The sequence below is a fragment of the Treponema pallidum subsp. pallidum str. Nichols genome, from assembly GCF_000410535.2.
In the GTDB taxonomy this organism is placed as follows: Bacteria; Spirochaetota; Spirochaetia; order Treponematales; family Treponemataceae; genus Treponema; species Treponema pallidum.
Genome location: NC_021490.2, coordinates 1,030,158 through 1,046,227, shown reverse-complemented (window position 1 = coordinate 1,046,227; position 16,070 = coordinate 1,030,158). Strand labels below are relative to the sequence as shown.

The 16,070-nt window shown below is 52.6% G+C and carries 18 protein-coding genes; 14 read left to right on the top strand and 4 right to left on the bottom strand.

Annotated elements, in window-relative coordinates:
- The first annotated feature begins 103 nt into the window (after nucleotides 1-103).
- The 4 genes from TPANIC_RS04740 to TPANIC_RS04725 all read left to right on the top strand — a co-directional run bounded on the left by TPANIC_RS04740 (nucleotide 104) and on the right by TPANIC_RS04725 (nucleotide 3,508).
- A complete protein-coding gene (locus tag TPANIC_RS04740) occupies nucleotides 104-1,336 on the top strand; it encodes an ABC transporter permease (protein ID WP_010882406.1) in 1,233 nt (410 codons plus the stop codon).
- Between the two features lie 85 nt (nucleotides 1,337-1,421).
- Entirely contained in the window at nucleotides 1,422-2,237 is an 816-nt protein-coding gene (gene flgF, locus TPANIC_RS04735; protein ID WP_010882405.1) for a flagellar basal-body rod protein FlgF, read from the top strand.
- A gap of 75 nt (nucleotides 2,238-2,312) precedes the next feature.
- Nucleotides 2,313-3,107 (top strand): flagellar basal-body rod protein FlgG, encoded by a 795-nt coding sequence (flgG, locus tag TPANIC_RS04730; protein WP_010882404.1) that lies wholly within the window; start codon nucleotides 2,313-2,315, stop codon nucleotides 3,105-3,107.
- An 11-nt stretch (nucleotides 3,108-3,118) separates the two neighbouring features.
- Nucleotides 3,119-3,508, top strand: a complete 390-nt coding sequence (locus TPANIC_RS04725; protein WP_010882403.1) for a rod-binding protein — start codon at nucleotides 3,119-3,121, stop codon at nucleotides 3,506-3,508.
- A 68-nt stretch (nucleotides 3,509-3,576) separates the two neighbouring features.
- On the opposite strand, the gene TPANIC_RS04720 is transcribed toward TPANIC_RS04725, so the two are convergent.
- The 4 genes from TPANIC_RS04720 to TPANIC_RS05630 form a co-directional block, all read right to left on the bottom strand.
- Nucleotides 3,577-5,475, bottom strand: coding sequence for a TRAP transporter large permease subunit (locus TPANIC_RS04720; RefSeq protein WP_010882402.1), 1,899 nt, complete (start codon nucleotides 5,473-5,475; stop codon nucleotides 3,577-3,579).
- 31 nt (nucleotides 5,476-5,506) lie between these two features.
- A complete protein-coding gene (dctP, locus tag TPANIC_RS04715) occupies nucleotides 5,507-6,535 on the bottom strand; it encodes a TRAP transporter substrate-binding protein DctP (protein WP_010882401.1) in 1,029 nt (342 codons plus the stop codon).
- A gap of 90 nt (nucleotides 6,536-6,625) precedes the next feature.
- The gene (locus tag TPANIC_RS04710; protein ID WP_010882400.1) at nucleotides 6,626-7,597 is read right to left on the bottom strand and encodes a TRAP transporter TatT component family protein; all 972 of its coding nucleotides are present in this window, start codon (nucleotides 7,595-7,597) and stop codon (nucleotides 6,626-6,628) included.
- Nucleotides 7,594-7,818: a hypothetical protein gene (locus TPANIC_RS05630; RefSeq protein ID WP_235214131.1), complete on the bottom strand. Its 225-nt coding sequence runs from the start codon at nucleotides 7,816-7,818 to the stop codon at nucleotides 7,594-7,596. Before TPANIC_RS05630 ends, TPANIC_RS04710 begins: the two co-directional genes overlap by 4 nt.
- On the opposite strand from TPANIC_RS05630, the gene TPANIC_RS05515 reads away from it, so the two are divergent.
- The 10 genes from TPANIC_RS05515 (at nucleotide 7,714) to TPANIC_RS04660 (ending at nucleotide 16,062) form a co-directional block, all read left to right on the top strand.
- On the top strand, nucleotides 7,714-7,965 hold the full coding sequence (locus TPANIC_RS05515) for a hypothetical protein (RefSeq protein WP_235214130.1): 252 nt from the start codon (nucleotides 7,714-7,716) through the stop codon (nucleotides 7,963-7,965). The two genes, TPANIC_RS05630 and TPANIC_RS05515, sit on opposite strands and share 105 nt — an antisense overlap.
- A 71-nt stretch (nucleotides 7,966-8,036) precedes the next feature.
- Nucleotides 8,037-9,473 (top strand): tetratricopeptide repeat protein, encoded by a 1,437-nt coding sequence (locus TPANIC_RS04700; protein ID WP_010882398.1) that lies wholly within the window; start codon nucleotides 8,037-8,039, stop codon nucleotides 9,471-9,473.
- Between the two features lie 98 nt (nucleotides 9,474-9,571).
- Entirely contained in the window at nucleotides 9,572-10,750 is a 1,179-nt protein-coding gene (locus tag TPANIC_RS04695) for a TraB/GumN family protein (RefSeq protein WP_014342849.1), read from the top strand.
- Between the two features lie 81 nt (nucleotides 10,751-10,831).
- Nucleotides 10,832-11,869 carry a dienelactone hydrolase family protein gene (locus TPANIC_RS04690; RefSeq protein WP_010882396.1) on the top strand — a complete coding sequence of 346 codons (1,038 nt, stop codon included), beginning with the start codon at nucleotides 10,832-10,834 and terminating at the stop codon, nucleotides 11,867-11,869.
- 119 nt (nucleotides 11,870-11,988) lie between these two features.
- Nucleotides 11,989-12,144 carry a 50S ribosomal protein L34 gene (rpmH, locus tag TPANIC_RS05380; protein WP_010882395.1) on the top strand — a complete coding sequence of 52 codons (156 nt, stop codon included), beginning with the start codon at nucleotides 11,989-11,991 and terminating at the stop codon, nucleotides 12,142-12,144.
- Between the two features lie 5 nt (nucleotides 12,145-12,149).
- Nucleotides 12,150-12,551 carry a ribonuclease P protein component gene (gene rnpA / locus TPANIC_RS04680; RefSeq protein ID WP_014342848.1) on the top strand — a complete coding sequence of 134 codons (402 nt, stop codon included), beginning with the start codon at nucleotides 12,150-12,152 and terminating at the stop codon, nucleotides 12,549-12,551.
- Nucleotides 12,552-12,554: 3 nt separating this feature from the next.
- Nucleotides 12,555-12,839: a membrane protein insertion efficiency factor YidD gene (yidD, locus tag TPANIC_RS04675; protein ID WP_010882393.1), complete on the top strand. Its 285-nt coding sequence runs from the start codon at nucleotides 12,555-12,557 to the stop codon at nucleotides 12,837-12,839.
- Nucleotides 12,839-14,707 carry a membrane protein insertase YidC gene (gene yidC / locus TPANIC_RS04670; protein ID WP_014342847.1) on the top strand — a complete coding sequence of 623 codons (1,869 nt, stop codon included), beginning with the start codon at nucleotides 12,839-12,841 and terminating at the stop codon, nucleotides 14,705-14,707. Before yidD ends, yidC begins: the two co-directional genes overlap by 1 nt.
- Nucleotides 14,708-14,722: 15 nt before the next feature.
- Nucleotides 14,723-15,418: an RNA-binding cell elongation regulator Jag/EloR gene (jag, locus tag TPANIC_RS04665; protein ID WP_010882391.1), complete on the top strand. Its 696-nt coding sequence runs from the start codon at nucleotides 14,723-14,725 to the stop codon at nucleotides 15,416-15,418.
- A complete protein-coding gene (locus TPANIC_RS04660) occupies nucleotides 15,415-16,062 on the top strand; it encodes a peptidylprolyl isomerase (protein WP_010882390.1) in 648 nt (215 codons plus the stop codon). Before jag ends, TPANIC_RS04660 begins: the two co-directional genes overlap by 4 nt.
- The last annotated feature ends 8 nt before the right edge of the window (nucleotides 16,063-16,070 follow it).

Sequence of the window (16,070 nt, the reverse complement as noted above, 5' to 3'; positions counted from 1 at the left end):
GTGTGCGCGTGCCTGTCCTGTGGCGTTGCCATGTGCGTGAAGTCAGGTTTCTGTAGGAGGGGAGAGGCGCGCGCGTAGAGCGCACGGCTCTGCAAAGAGGGATATGCTTGAAGATATCGTGAACACCCTGTTGTATTTCAGGCAGCGTGTGCTGCGGACGACCCTTTCGTTCCTCGGTATTGCGGTAGGGGTTGCGTCGGTAGTGGTAATTACCTCGATCGGCGAGTCTCTCTACGCGAGTCTTGCCCAGAGTGTTGGCGAGGGCGAGCGCCGACTCATTCGAGTCAGGCCAGAGTGGGATTATGTGAAGAACGAAATCATGTTTCAGCCGACTGAGTCGTATCGGACGCGACTTGTACAAAGTAGCGAGGATATAGAGGGAGTGTTTTACAATTCTTCCCTCAAGGCACTTATTTCTTCTCCTCACACAGGGGGAAAGGAACGGAACATTACGGGAGTAGAGCCGCGGTGGCTGGAGTTAAAAGATTTTAAGCTTGAGTATGGGACGTTCTTTTCTCCAGCGGACTTTAAGACCCATCGTCACTGTGCGGTGATTGGCGGTTTGCTTGCGCAAGAATTATTTCCTGAAGGGAATGCATTGGGTAAACGTATGACTGTGACCATACTTTCCCGGGCGTCGGGTGCAGAACGTGCACTGTCTTTCCCATTTGAAATCGTAGGCGTCTTGCAGGAAAAGGGGAGTTTGATTAGTGGCATTCCTTCGTATCGGGTTTTTGTCCCCCGTGAGTTTATTTCTCTAGAAATGGGTGCAGGTCGTGTGGCAGACGCGGTGGAGGTGTGCGTACGCGATGTGCAGGTTATTGCCGCAGCGGAAAAACGTATCCGGGAGTTTTCGGACTTTTTCTCTAACAAATCGGGTTCTGTGAGCCTTTGGTCCGGTGCGGGGGAAATAAAAAGTTTTCGCAGCGTTCTGAGTATGGTGAGTGTAGTGCTGTCGGTTGTGGCTGCAGTCTCGCTGATTGTCGGTGGCATAAATATCATGAACATTATGGTAGTAACCGTAACCGAGCGTCGCAGAGAAATCGGTCTCCGCAAGGCCGTCGGTGCGACGTGCGCAACAATAGTTCAGCAGTTTTTGCTCGAGGCGGTGCTTTTAACCCTGGCGGGGTGCGTGTGTGGCCTTATTCTTGGGATGGTGCTCAGTTATGGGCTCTTTTCCGTGTTTTCTCCAGAGGGGATAACAGTTGTTTTCAGTCTGAGCACTGCGGGTATGCGTACAGCCTTCTTTATGTCATTGGGAGCGGGGATTTTCTTTGGATTAAAACCAGCGCTGCAGGCCTCAAGACTCGATCCTATTATTGCACTTGCTCAGTGAATATCAAAAAAGTAGTCACACTGACAAAAGAATTTTCTTGATTCCCCTTTTCTATCTCCCGATACCAGGGGGAGCGGAGGGGCGTATGATCCGAGGGTGGTATACCGCAGCCAGTGGCATGAGCGCGCAGCAGCGCAGGCTGGATGCTATTGCGCAAAACCTAGCGAATGTAGACACAACAAGCTACAAGCGAGATGTAGCAGTTCACAAGAGTTTTCCAGAGCTCCTATTGCGTCGTGTAAACGACGATGGTGTGGTGAAGAACCCTTTCGGTTCTTCGGACGTTTCTCCTATAGTTGGAAAGTTAGGCCTCGGTGTTGAGGTGAATGAACTGTTCACTGAATTTGAGCAGGGTTCGCTTAAACAAACGCAAAGTCCTTCGGATATTGCGCTTGAGGGGATGGGTTTTTTTGTGATTAGGACTCCACAGGGAGAAGAGTACACCCGGAATGGGAATTTCCTAGTCGGTGTAGAAGGTTACCTTATGACTAAAAATGGGTATCCAGTACTGGGAGAAAATGGTCCACTTTTTCTGCAGGAGCGATACTATACGATCAATCAAAACGGGGAGATTTATGTACGTCCCATAGATAGGCCAGACGTTGACGGTTTTTTTTTAGATCGGCTGAAAATTGTCACGTTTGAAAATGTTCGTTACCTGCAAAAGAAGGGTGCTGATACGTATATGCAAACTCCTGTTTCAGGGGCCCCTATTGCTGCGGAAGGTCCTGAACGTCCGGCTGCAGTGCAGGGTTTTGTTGAGGCGTCGAATGTAAACGTGGTCAATGAAATGGTTCGTATGATTGAGGTGAATCGCGCGTATGAGGCGAACCAAAAAACTATTCAAGCAGAAGATGGAATGATGGGCAGATTGTGGAACGAAGTGGTGCGTGCAAAGTAGTTGTCCGCATGTTTTATAGAATGTAAAGAAGATATAGACGAGCATAGCGTGTAGCGGAGTGAGAGGGAGGTGTGAATGGTACGAAGTTTGTGGACCGCTGCTACGGGGATGAACGGCCAGCAGGCAAACATCGATACGGTAGCGAATAATCTAGCGAATGTGAATACGTCTGGTTTTAAAAGACAGCGTGCGGAGTTCGAGGACCTGTTGTATCAGACCATACGCACCGCGGGTACGCCTGCAACTGAGGACACACTTACCCCTGTTGGGGTACGGATGGGGCACGGGGTGAAACTCGCTGCAACGCAGCGCCTCTTCGAACAAGGTTCGCTCCAGCACACGGGTGTGAGCGGAGATGTGGCTATTGCGGGTGAGGGGTTTTTTCGCGTACTGCAATATGACGGAACCTATGCTTATACCCGCGACGGTTCGTTCAAGGTGGATGCGGAGCGGCAATTGGTGACCTCAAACGGGTTGCGTCTCGTTCCAGAGATTATTTTTCCCGAAAACTACGTAGAACACAGTATCGCTATTAGCAAGGATGGGCGCGTTACGGTGCGAGTCGGGGAACAGGGAGATCCGGTTGAGGTAGGACAGCTTGAGCTGTATCGCTTCGCGAACAATGCGGGGCTTGCAGCAGAGGGGGGGAATGTGTTTACCCAAACACCTGCGTCCGGCCAGCCAATTCCCGGAAGGCCGGGTTTTGAAGGATTCGGAAAGGTTGAGCATAAGTTTTTGGAAATGTCAAACGTGTCTACAGTAAGTGAAATGGTGAACATGATTGTCGCCCAGCGTGCGTATGAGTTTAATTCAAAAGCAATTCAAACGAGTGACAACATGCTCGGCACAGCAGTGGCGCTCAAGCGTTAGGAGACTGAAAGGTGAACGTGCACCGTGTATTGTCATTGGGGATGCAGTCTGTTCCTTCCGTTACCCTGTCTAAGACAGGGAAAATGGAAGGTAGTGGTTCTTTCGCGGCACGCTTGTCCGCTGCGCAGCAAGGTGCTGCCTGTTCTGCAGAAAAGAATGATGCGCTGTACACTCAAGCTCGGGAGCTTGAAACGCTGTTTGTGAGAGTGATGGTGCAGTCTATGCGCGAGACGTTGAGCGGGCAGACGCTTGCAGGTGAACGGAGTTTTTCAGGAAGGTTATACGAAGACGCCCTCTATGAGCATTTTAGTGCGCAGCTAGCCGCGCAGGGTGGATTCGGCCTGGCGGAAAAGGTATACAGACAATTGAATCCCCGCAGGGAGGCTGCACCCGGCGCATAAAACGGGGATCGCAGCATGCCTGCGGCGTTTCTTTTCAACTTTTTCAGACTTGTGGCCGGAACGCGGTGCTACAGGAATGCAGTGCTGAGCCATGGTATGTAAGTTGTAAGAAGAAGCACTCCCAGTTGTGCTAGCAAGAAGGGTGCAATAGCGCGCGTGAGATACACAATCGGTTTTTCGAATGCAAAACTCGCGATGAACAAGTTCATTCCAATCGGCGGGGTCAGCGCACCTAGCTCAAGGTTCATCAGGAAAACGACGCTCGCGTGCACCGGATGTACCCCAAAATGCACTGCAAGGGGTAACACTAGGGGAGAAATTACCAGGATCGCCGAATACAGATCCATGATACACCCGACACCCAGCAACAGTACATTCAAAAGGAGCAAAAACGCATACTTTGATGAAATTGCATGCTGCAGAAACGCGATGAGGGTGTCCGGTACGTTTGCATCCACCAGGTAGAAGGACAGCCCCTTCGCTGCTGCGACAATGATTAAAATGCCACCGACGATAGGCAGACTCTCAAGGGCGGTTGCGCAAGCTTCCTTCACGGTGAAATCCCTGCGCACCCACGTACCTAATACAAAAGCCAGGAGAGTTGTCAGCGACGCGCACTGCAGCAGGTTGAGCGTACCGGAAAAATAGCCCAGGCTAATACACACTGGCAGGGCAAGGTCAAATACGCTTCCTCTTACGGCATGGACAAGCAACTGCCAGGAGAAGGATGGACGGACCTGTGTGCGATCTTTTGCCACCCCTAAGCACATGGCAGAAAGCACAAGTAATGTCCCGGGAAGCAATGCACCTTTGAACAAATCCACAATATGTACGGTAAGAATGTTAGTTGCGCCAAAAATGATAATCGCTGCACTGGGTGGAAATAGGAGTCCGATGGCGCCAGAGGAGGTAATGAGCGCTTCTGCATCGTGCTCGGGGTATTTGTTACCCGTGAGAATCAGCTTGAATAAGCTTCCTAGGGCCAAGATTGTCACCCCCGATACACCGGTTAATGACGTAAACAGCGCCGCTACTGCCACGCAGGCAACTGCTGCTCCTCCACGAAGCCAGCCCACCGCTTCTTTTACCAAGCGAAGCAGACGCGTTCCAGTACTGCCGCGTGCAAGCAGCAGACTTGCAGTGGCAAAAAGCGGAACCGCTACGATTCCTCCCGTATCCGTGAGGATCTTGTACCCCTCGAGAGGAAGGGTATCCACGTATCCTCCATCGACGCTCAGCGCCAGATACGCGATGGCAAGCAGCGTAATAAAAAGCGGGAGACCCTGTGCAGCGAGCAGAAGAAGGAGAAGCACGAACGGCCAAAAGAGTCGTGTACCCACTGCTACCCAGCCGTGAAAGACACTATCCAGCAGGGGTACGGTCAGGTCAAAGAGATGGAAAAGCACAGAGGCGATGGATCCTGTGCTTATCAGCACGCCAACTAAAAGTCCAACGATGACGCACGTACGACACTTGACTTCTCGTGCGTAGTGAAAAAGAAGCGCGCCGTACATGCATGGCAGCGCGGTAAAAATCCAGCGTAACGGCACTCCCCACACAGCTTCTTCTTTGCGAAAAACTGCGACGATATTCGGTCCAGACGCAAAAAAGCAAGCGCTGAGCACTGCCACCGTACAGATCGCAGAGAGGAAGGAAAGAACGCGGTGCATCGGTCTGTCCACGTCGCACGAGAACAGGGTGACACTCAAGTGTTTACGTTCACGCGCAGCGTAAATGCCTGCAACACAGGAAAACACGAAGGCTAACTGTGCAACCGCGGCGTCAGAGGAGGAGAAAAAAAGGAAAATGAAGTCCTCGTGCGCGGAGAACACCTCGGAACCTACGCCCCGCGTAAGAAAACCGAATATCCGTTCAATTAAAAAAAGCACTAACGGCAGCAGCATGAGCGTCCCAATGAGCAGAAGCGCTATGCTGCGCAAAACCAGTTGTCCCCGTGTACCCTTCATGACATCGCCTTCCCTCTTATACCGGCTAAGCTCAGCGCTGTGCGCTGTACAAGAGGTGTTTGATCTTCTCGTACAAAGTCATGTTCAACATGCCAGGTAAGCGCGCCTGGATGCGCTTGACGTCTGCAGCGAACTCGGTACGCCATTCCTGTATTTCCTGCGGGGTAAGATGGACGATGGAGACCCCGGCTTTCTGTATATTGTTGCTGCATTCGCGATCAAGTGTCTCAAGGTTATTAGCTAGGCGCTGTCTTACGCGTGTAGCTGCCTGGAGCATAGCGTCGTGGTAGCGCGATGGGATTCGCGCCCATGACCCGTCTGAGATGAGCATACCGATTACCGCAGGACAAATCTTAGTGTCGAGCGCGTACGAAATGTACCGGTAAAAACCGGTTGCCCAGGTGAACAAATGCACTGAAAGAAAACCGTCGATGCTACCTGCTTTCAGTAACGGTGCAAGGCGCGCGTTCGGTGCATCTTTGATGTCAAAACCGCATATTCTAAAACAGGTACCGAGGACCGAGCTGTCTAGGCTGGAAAGGGCGATAGTCTGTTTTTTTAATTGTCCTAACGATGCGTACGGCGCGCGTGTGTAAAAAGAAAGCCAACCGGCGTTCGTCCACGTGATGACGCGAAAACCTGCTGCGCGGAAGGGTCTGTCTAAATCTTCGCGCAGCTCATGCAGAACTCGTTCTAAATCTTTCTCATTTTGAATGAGAAAGGGGACCGAGAGCGTATAGATACCGGAATCTGGCGCGAGTTCGCTCAGACCTAAACAACTGAAAACAGCTCCATCAAGAGGAGCTGCCTGACCAGGACGACTGGATTTTAATTTTCTAATTCCCTCTCGTTCTCCTCCGAGCGAACTCATGTCATAAAACTTCATGGACACCAGACCGCCAGTAATTTCACTCCATTCTGCTGAAAGCTTTTTCAGCTCTGTTTCCCAGATGGAGCGTGCAGGGGCAATGGAAGCGATCTTCAACACCACTTTTTCTTTTGCATAGAGGCCAAAACAGGTGAGTACCGAGCAGACACTCATGAAAAAGTACGTTCGCATACAGATATTCCTTTTGCAAAAAGTAATTTTTTACACAAGAACGCGCGTCCTGTGCAGGGAGACTACCTGCACCACGAATTCTGCTTATTCTCAATCCAAGAAAAAATCCTGCACGTGCGCCTTTAACCAACGTGCACGCTTTTGAGAAAGGATCACCAGTAGTTTATTATGCGGCACCGACTCAGGGTCAATGGCAAGAGCGCGATCGAGTGCCTCGTCAAAACCTGCACGATTGTTAAGGGGTATGCACAGCGCATCAGCGTATGTGATGTGGTGATCAGGGTCGTGCGCGCTGCAGTACCGCGTAAGGTGTTCGAACGCGGTATGTGCCTTCTCCATCCCCCCACCGAAAGACTCTGGTGCTGCGGCGTAAAACTTGGTCAGTACGTTCCAGACTGCTCCTTCCTGATACGAAGGCCACAGATCGCAGGCTCTCTCAAGCATCATCACCGCCGCATGCACGGTGTCTGGGAGCGCGCTTCCCAGAGGGGTAAGGGCGAACGCCGCCACGTACCCCGTACCTACCCAGTAAAGGGTGCCCACATCCACACGCGTACAGCGAGAAAGTACCTTGTGCAACCGTTGCTCATCCCCGGAGAATACCTCACGGGTGAAGCCCGGATATGCGGTTTCTAGCGAGGAGAGCGCATAGCGCGCGCCACGCAAATACAGTTTCCTCGCGCGCGAATAGGCTTCGTTCTGCGCCTCAAACTCGTCTTCTGGCAAATACTGAGCAGGGGTCTGGACAAAAGCATTAGCGTACATGATATAGAGCCTGCCGACAGCGAGGGATAGTCCTCTGTGCGCGGGATTCTGCAGATGCAGCGCTTCGTACACCTTGAGCACCAGTGGGAGGGACTGGGCGACTAAATCAAGATCATCTTCCTCGGTGAAAACGCGCGTAAAATCGGCGTCCGAAAGGTGCGCGTCCAGTTCCCCCTCAGGAAAGGGAGCGAGCGTGTGGGAGAGAGAGGAAAAGGCGAGCCTTTTCAGTGAACAGCCTGCACAAAGAAGACAGGATGCGAACGCAAAGCAGCATACGCGCACCGAGGGGTGTTTCATTTCTTTTCCATGCTCAGGGGCGAGGCAGTGCTCAGCTGGCGTCTCCACTCGCACAGAAACTGCTCGTACGCGGCTATGGTAGCGTCCAGACCGATTTGACGGGGGTTCCCACGCCCATCCTGATTATTCCCATCCATGAGATAAAGAGTTTCCAGAACCGCCTCGATATCCGAGACGCTGCACGTTGGATCGCGCTGGCGACGGTGCTCGAGCGCGCTCAATTCTTCCTCAAAAACTTCACGATATTTGAGCTCTTCCCAGGACTCCCCGCACGCCATCGGCGGAAGCATAAGCTGATTTTCCCTCTCAGGTCAAGGGCATGGCTCTTGTGGGGGAGCTCCAGGAAAGTTCCTCTGCGATTTAAATAAAAAGGTAAAAGAAAGACGCCGAGAATTCAGCGACGCGCGGGTGTCGGCAGCGTGCGGTACAGGGGGTCGGTGTGCGGTATGGCACTCTTTTTAAGGTGAGTGTGCTCTTAGGTGCGCTCTTTGTATCTTGTGTTAGTACTGGATCGAACAGCGCTCGGGAGAGCGAGCGGGCACAGCTTTTAAAAAGCGAAAATCCTAATATCCGTTTTGCAGCTCAGCTCAGTGGGTTGTTGGAAAAGCAGCGGTGGGAAGAGGCGTTGCAGCTGTTCGATACGTTGAGCCCTGAGCATCGTGCCGAAAAGCGCATCCAATACCTGTATCTTTCTACGCTCATTTCCGCAGGGAAATTGACGCACGCGCAGGAGCTTGCAGAAAAGCTTGGGCAGGACGGTCCTACGGCTTCTGAAACGGTGCAACTGTGGTACGCACACGCAATGATAGCGCAAGCGAAACGAGATGTGCGCAAGAAGAAACAGTATGTAGAAAAGATTCTTGCGCAGGATCCGCACGATCTGTGGGCACTGACTGAACGCGGTTACGATTTTTTAAGTGTTAATGATTATGCCCAGGCGGTGCAGGCTTTCTCGCGCGCGCTGCGCGTGGAGCCGCGTGCGCAGGACGCGCGGGTAGGTTTGGGGAAGGTGTACTATCTGCAGGGAAAGATGCAAGAGGCAGAGGCACAGTACCGACAGGTACTGCAGGATACGCCTGAACATGAGCGCGCGCTTGCAGAATGTGCGCGGGTGAAAGCGGAAACGAACCGAGTGCTCGAAGCTATTAGGGATCTGGAACGTGTGGTGCAGCTTGATCCGCATGATCCTGCATATTGGACAGATCTCGGCACGTATTTGTCCCAGGCGGGAAAAAAGGAGCGTGCGGCAGCGGCGTTCGAGCGCGCAGTGGCGCTTTCTGCTGATGCGTATTTTGCCCACATTTATCTGGGGGGAATTTACGACGAGCTCGGGCGAGCGGAGAAAGCGATTGAGCACTATCAGCGCGCGGTGCAGCTGTATCCGAAATACCATTTTTCTTTCGAAAGCTTAGGAGTGCTATTTTGGGAGCAGCAGCGGTGGGAAGAGGCGCGTGAGGCTTTTGCAACTGCGCTTACCTACGCCCCAACGAATATCTCGTATGCGCTCATGACGGCGCTGTGTTTGTGTCAGATGGGCCAGGCACACAAGGCGCAGCACTTTATGCGGACGTTTATTCGGACCGTAGATAGAACGCGACGGGAAGTGGAGTATTTTTTGTGTCGCTTGTTTGTCGATTTGAGTGGGGAACAGGATATGGCTTCCCGTATATCTAAAATTAAGTCAGTGCCCCAGCGTATAAGATACTCGTTTTACCTTGCCTTTTTTTACGAACTCGGGGGGCGGCATCTGCTTGCCGAGAAACATTACGGTGAAGTAGAATCGGCGCGTGCTCCTTCTTCCTTTGAGCACCGACTTGCGGTGAGTGCTCTTGGGCGTTTACGAGGGAGGTCATCGTCGCTGCGTACGAATCCCTAGGCCGTCTTGGGCGCCACCGTGTGTGGGAGGGACAGTCGGCAAGGTGCGACTGGTTGATGGCGTGAGTCTCGGGTAAAGGTTACCCTTTGAAAGTGGTTATGGATCACCAGCTGACGTGTCTTGAGTTCGGGTCTCGCCGTGTGGTGCTTATGGGGGTAGCCTGTACTTCTCAGGAAGCCATTGAGTGCGTGCGTCGCACGATTCGTGCGAGGCGTCCGCAGTGTGTGTGTGTGGAAGTGGACGATGCGCGTGCGCAGGACCTCTTGGGGATGCGCCAGTGGCAGGAATATGACCTTGCGCGGGTTTTGCGTGAAGGGAAAGGCTTCTTTCTCCTCAGTACTCTAGCCCTGTCTGCGTTTCAGAAACGTCTGAGTTCCGGTACTGGCGTAAGACTTGGGGATGAAGTGAAAGCGGCAATTGAGGTGGCAGCGGAGCTTTCTGCCCAGGTAGCGTATATCGATCGGTCTATTGAGGTGACGCTCAGACGTGCCTGGCGCGTGTTAAATCCCTGGGGCCGAGCAAAGCTGCTGGCAGTGTTGCTGAGTGTGGCGTTTACTGGGGAACAGTTGAGCGAGCAGCGCGTTGCGGTACTGTGTGCGCACGGCGCGATGGATGGGTTAATGCAAGAGATTATCTCGTTCCTACCGGCGGTAAAGGGGGTATTGGTGGACGAGCGGAACCAATATCTGGCTTCCAAAATTTGGGCGGTGGACAGCCAAGTGGTAATGGCAGTAGTCAGCGCAGGGAGCGTGGCGGGTGTGCAACGGTGTTTGTACGAGTTTGCGTGCGGAGCACGCACGGCTGAAGTGACGAATCTAGAAACGGTGGGTAGTTCTCCGCATGCGGGGCAGCTGTTAGGTTGGCTGTTTCCGTTGCTGCTGATGGGGGTAGTGGTGACATGCTTTTTTGCTGGCGGCGTAGGCGCATCGCGCGATGCACTGATGCAGTGGCTATGGTGGAGCGGGAGTATGACAGCACTGGGGGTGTTGTGTGCACTCGGACATCCGCTCAGCATAGTGGTGGGTTTTGTGGGGGCGCCAATTGCAGTACTCACGCCGATAATCGGGGTGGGTTTGTTTACGGGTTTTGCGCAGGCGTGGGTGTGCCGGCCGCAAGTGGCGGATATGGAGCGCCTGGCGGACGATATTGTTACGTTCCGTGGCTGGTATCGTAATAAGTTTGCGCATGTACTGTTAGTGGTGGTGCTTTCAAGCATAGGGGCAATGATTGGCAGTTTAATTTCAGTGCCGATGCTGCTGATGAATCTGTTTCGCTAAGTGACGGTAAGGACGTGCTGCAGCACGTGTAAAGTGATGGAGCAGTCACGGGCAAACGGAGCGGGCGTGTAAGCGGCGGCGTTGCTATGCTTGTTTCTGTGCGGGTGTGTGATGAAAAAATGGTGTGGGTTGGCATTTAGTATTTTCTTCTCGTTTTTCTTGCGTGCGCAGGATCTTACTTTCCAAGAAGTCTTCGAAGTGGCGGCGTGTAACGATGATGTCTCCCTTCTGAATAAAATGCACAAGCGTACTGTGCGTGATAATCAGTTTGATGAGCAACTCACTGACCGAGTGCACCTGCGTTATCCTGCCTCGGTGTATTATCCAGCGCATCAGGGTACGTATCCGCTTATCATGCTTTCGCGCGGATGGAATAGCACGCAAGATTATCAGCGTGCGTTAGCGCGCTTTCTGGCTGCACAGGGATTTGTCACGGTGGTGTTTACGTCGCGAGCTCAGCGGCGGCCACCCGATTTTTTGAGTACGTTTGATAGTGTCTATGCACTTATGCAGCGCGTAAATGAGCAGGAGGGCTCTCCTCTGTATCGAAAGGTTGATTTTACGCGTGTAGGGGTGTTGGGACACTCGATGGGTGGTACAGCTGCCCTGCACTATGCAAATCGGTACCCTGAGCGTATTCGAACGGTAGTTGCGTTGCATCCCTTTAACGGGGGCGCTGATATGGTGAACATGGTTGGGGGAAAAAACGAGCAACTGGGAACTGATTTGCGCTCGGTACGTGCTGCGGTGCTGATTCTGACGGGAACAAAGGATATGTTGGCATATCCTGAACGGTCGTATGAGTTCTTTCAGAGTTTACCACAGGATGTGCCTGCGTGCTTTTTGTCGCTAAAAGGTATGGGACATGGGGCGGGGACGGATAAATATTTTGAAGTGTGGGGATTTACGTACAACAAAACGCTGAGTGTGGAATCGTTCGCGTTGTACCGTCGCCTGATATCAGCCTGGTTTCGCCTTTTTTTGCGGGAAGAAGAGGAATATCGCGCCTTATTTAATGAACATGGGAGACCGTTCCGGAATTTAAAGCCTCACTTATCGCAAGAAACAGGGCGCGCACACTCCTATCCCTTTTTCTGTGAGCAAAACATTTCGAATTAAAGGTGCTGACGCGGCTCCTCCCGAGGAGCCGGTTCCCCCTACAAGAGGGGATCTTGACGCCTCCGGTACCTTTGGTACAGAGTGGACCCTCGTGTTCTTAGCAGGGGGAGGAGAAATCGGTGAAGCGGACCTATCAACCAAGCAGGCGGAAACGCGTGCGGAAATTTGGCTTTCGCGCGCGCATGGCAACGCGTGGTGGGCGCGCGATACTCCGGCGTCGTCGTGCGAAGGGACGACGCAAGCTCACCGTTTCTGACGAGAAAAAACCTTACTAGGCCTTGTGGCTGCCTCACGCGTTTCTTCGCGTTGTTTCACCGTCCGCGTTACGTTTGATGCCTGCGAACGGTTGCGCGGTTCCTGCCGGGTGCGTGCAGTGTTCAAACAGGGACGTAGGTTTTGCTACGGGCGCGCGTGTCTTTTTGTGTTGCCAAACGGGTGTGCGTATAGTCGGTTCCTTGCTACTTTTCGGCGCGGCTATGGAAAAGCCGTCGCGCGCAATCGCGCACGACGGCTTTCAAAAGAGGCGTATCGTGCACTCAAAAGTTCTCTCGTTCCAGGTTTTGATTTGGTCCTCTTGGTTTCCGTTGTGGAAGACAGCCTTGCGGCGTATCAGCGGCTGCTGTGCGTGTTGTGTGATCGCGCGCGTCTGTTCTCTGAATTTACCGCTGAAAGGCAGGAATAGGCCGTGAGTGTGCGTCGCTTGTGTGCATGGGTATTTAGTGGATTGTTGCTCGCGCTGATCCGTTTTTACCAGCGCGCTCTTTCCCCTCATCTTTTGCCTTCGTGCCGTTATTATCCGAGTTGCTCGCAGTATGCCTATGAGAGCGTGCGAGTACATGGATGTGTATGGGGTCTTTTTCTTACTGTAAAGAGAGTTGTACGTTGTCATCCTTTTGCTCGAGGTGGTTACGACCCAGTACCAACAAAGGACGTACTCCCATTGCAAACAGACGCGCAGGAGTGTTCGTGATGAAAAAAAATATGTTTATTGCAGTCGTATTGTCGGTGTTAGTGCTTGTGGGAGCTTCGTTCCTTCAGGAACTTTTGTATCCGTCTGCATCCTCCTCGCACTCTGCTGCGGAACACACCCTGTCGGCCGTACCTGAGGAGACGCGCACTCAAAGTGCTCACGGGGGTGCAGCAGATACGCAAGAGACCACGCAGCCTGCTGCGCATCCTTCCGGCCAGGTGCTGGTGTTTCCCGAATCAGAAACTGAAGAGCGTGTAGAGCGCACGTATGTGGTACGCACCCCGCTAGTGCAAGTGACGTTTACCAATCGTGGTGGAGATATTCTTTCGTATCAGTTGCGTGAGCACTATGCGGCGCAACGACGTGAGTACGTAGAAATGGTGGAACAGGCACGTCCAGACCATCGAGCTTTCTCGCTCGCGCTGGGGGACGAGTATGCTCCGAATGTGAATGCACTTTTCCAAGTAAAGCAGGAGATAGGCGCGCGTGGCGTGCATTCCATAGGTTTTTACCGCAGTGTTGCCACGCAGCATGCTGACGGTACACGGACTCCTTTCGTGCTGGCGAAGCGATACGTATTCTATCCTGATAATTATATGTTTGAGTTGCACGTTTCCCTGAGTGCAGACGTTCTAGAGGAGCGGGAAGACAGCCGGCAAGGGGCGAAGGTGCGCGCGGTGGCGGAGACGAATGCTGGCCCAGCGACTACTGTTCTTGCGCGGGCGAATGGCTTTGACTTTGGGACAGCAAGTTATACCCTGCGCACACCGCCTGAGATCGGGCCTGAGCGGAATGCGGCGGACAAGTATGAGTTTCGCACCTTCATGGTAGGTGCAGGTGGCAAGGCGAAAACGTATGCTCTGAAAGGAGATGGACGTGAACAGGTAGATACGCCTGTCTCTTGGGCGAGTGTCTCGGGTAAGTACTTTGCGCTCATCGTTTTGCCCAATGATGCGGACAGTCTGAAAAGACTAGTGCTATCGGCTCCCCAAGCTGAAACAGCTGTGCAGCATCACATCGCGTTTGTGCGCCGCGCTGTTGCGCAGCCTGCGGTTGCAGATGTTTATCGTGTGTACATCGGCCCGTGCGCAGAGCAGTATTTGAGTGCGTACAACGTTGCCTCTCGAAATCCCTATGGGCTTGAGCGCACGTATATCGATGCGGTGGCAGTAAGCGGTGGTATTCTCTATCCGCTTGAGGTGCTCCTTAAGTGGCTCCTGCGTTTGTTTTACACCCTCATTCCTAATTGGGGCGTGGCAATTATTTTGGTGACGATTGCAATAAAGGTGCTCTTTTTCCCGCTGACGAAAAGGAGCTTTATCGCTATGCAAAAGATGCAAGAACTGCAGCCACACATGCAGCGTATCCAAGAGCGGTACAAAGGGAATACGCAGAAGATACATGAGGAAATGGCGAAACTCTACCGGGAAGCGCAGTACAATCCGCTTTCAGGCTGTCTCCCAACGCTTGTACAGATGCCTATTATTTTTGCGATGTATCGGTTATTCAATAACTACTTCGAGTTCCGTGGTGCGATGTTTATCCCGTATTGGATTCCTGATCTTTCGTTGGCAGACAGCGTGTGGACACTGCCGTTCGCATTGCCGGTGACACAGTGGACTCAAATGCGTATGCTGCCGGTTTTGTATGTAGTCTCTCAAATTATGTTTAGTAAGTTGACGCAGGTACCGCACACAGAGCAGCAAAAAACATCCATGACGATTATGACCTATGTGATGCCGTTGTTCTTTTTCTTTTTCTTTTATGATGCGCCCTCGGGTCTTCTAGTGTATTGGACGGCAATGAACGGAGTGACGCTTGTACAGCAGTTGGTGATGAAGCGTACGGCTAACAAGAATAAAACCTGATGCAGGAGTCGGTGTATGGTGTATGAGTTTGAAGGCAAGACAGAACAGGACGCCATTGCGCGTGCCGCTGCAGAGCTGGGATTGGGAGTAGATCAGTTTGATGTGGAGATACTGGAGATACAAAAATCCTCTCTTTTCAAGAAGGGTTTTGCGCGTATTCGTGTGCATGTAGCGGCGGTCACCGCCTCGCCGGGTCATGCGGCGCATGCGCAGTACGATCCGGTTTCTGTGTTGAGTGAGCAGCAGTTTGCAGATCTTGGGGCGCAGCTGCGTGCTTTTTTATCTCATGTATTCCACGCAATGGGCTACGCGGTGACAATCGATGCCTTCGTACGGGAGTCAGATCGGGTGGTGGTTAGATTGCACTCAAGCCATTCTGCAATTTTGATTGGAAAGAAGGGGAAGAACCTCGATGCGTTGCAACTATTAGCGAATGTATTTTTTACCAAAATTGGTGCTAAAGGGGTGAAGGTTGTGCTTGACTGTGAGAATTACCGCATCCGACGGGAAGAAATGCTCATCCGCATGGCATATGCTACTGCAGATCAGGTAAGTGCGAGCAAGCGATCGGTGTTGCTGGAGCCAATGAATCCCTATGAGCGGAGGCTTATTCATACAACGCTGCATGGGATCAGTGGGGTAGAGACCAGAAGTGAGGGGGAAGGGCTTTACAAGCAGGTGCGGGTGTGTCACACCGGGGGTGCGATATGAATACGCAGGTGTGGCGCGTCTGTGTGGGGGTGATGTTGTTCTGCTTCGTTGGCAGGATCGGGTGTGCGGAGGAAAAAATGGTACGCGAGGAAGGGTTGGCGGTCGCTGACGGTATATATGCGGTAATGGAAACAAATCGGGGAACGATTGTTCTCTCGCTTTTTTTTGAAAAGGCGCCGCTTACGGTGTGTAATTTTGTGGGGTTAGCAGAGGGAACGTTGGCGGTGTGCAAGGGTCGTCCTTTTTATCAGGGGTTAACGTTTCACCGTGTTATCAAAGATTTTATGATCCAGGGGGGAGACCCGCAGGGAAATGGGACGGGAGGTCCTGGCTATCAATTCCCCGATGAATGTGATCCTGCGTTGCGACACGACAGCCCAGGAGTGTTGTCAATGGCGAATGCAGGACCAGGAACGAACGGTTCGCAGTTTTTTATTACCCACGTGGCTACGCCGTGGTTGGATGGAAAGCATACCGTGTTTGGCAAAGTCGTTGAGGGTATGGAAGTGGTGCATGCAATTATAGCGGGAGATACGATTCGCTCACTCAAAATAGTGCGCCGTGGTGCGGCAGCGAAGCGTTTTGTCTGCGATCAGGCGCAGTTCGACCAGCTGCGAAAACGGGTATCCGCAGCGTCCAAATAATGGGCATG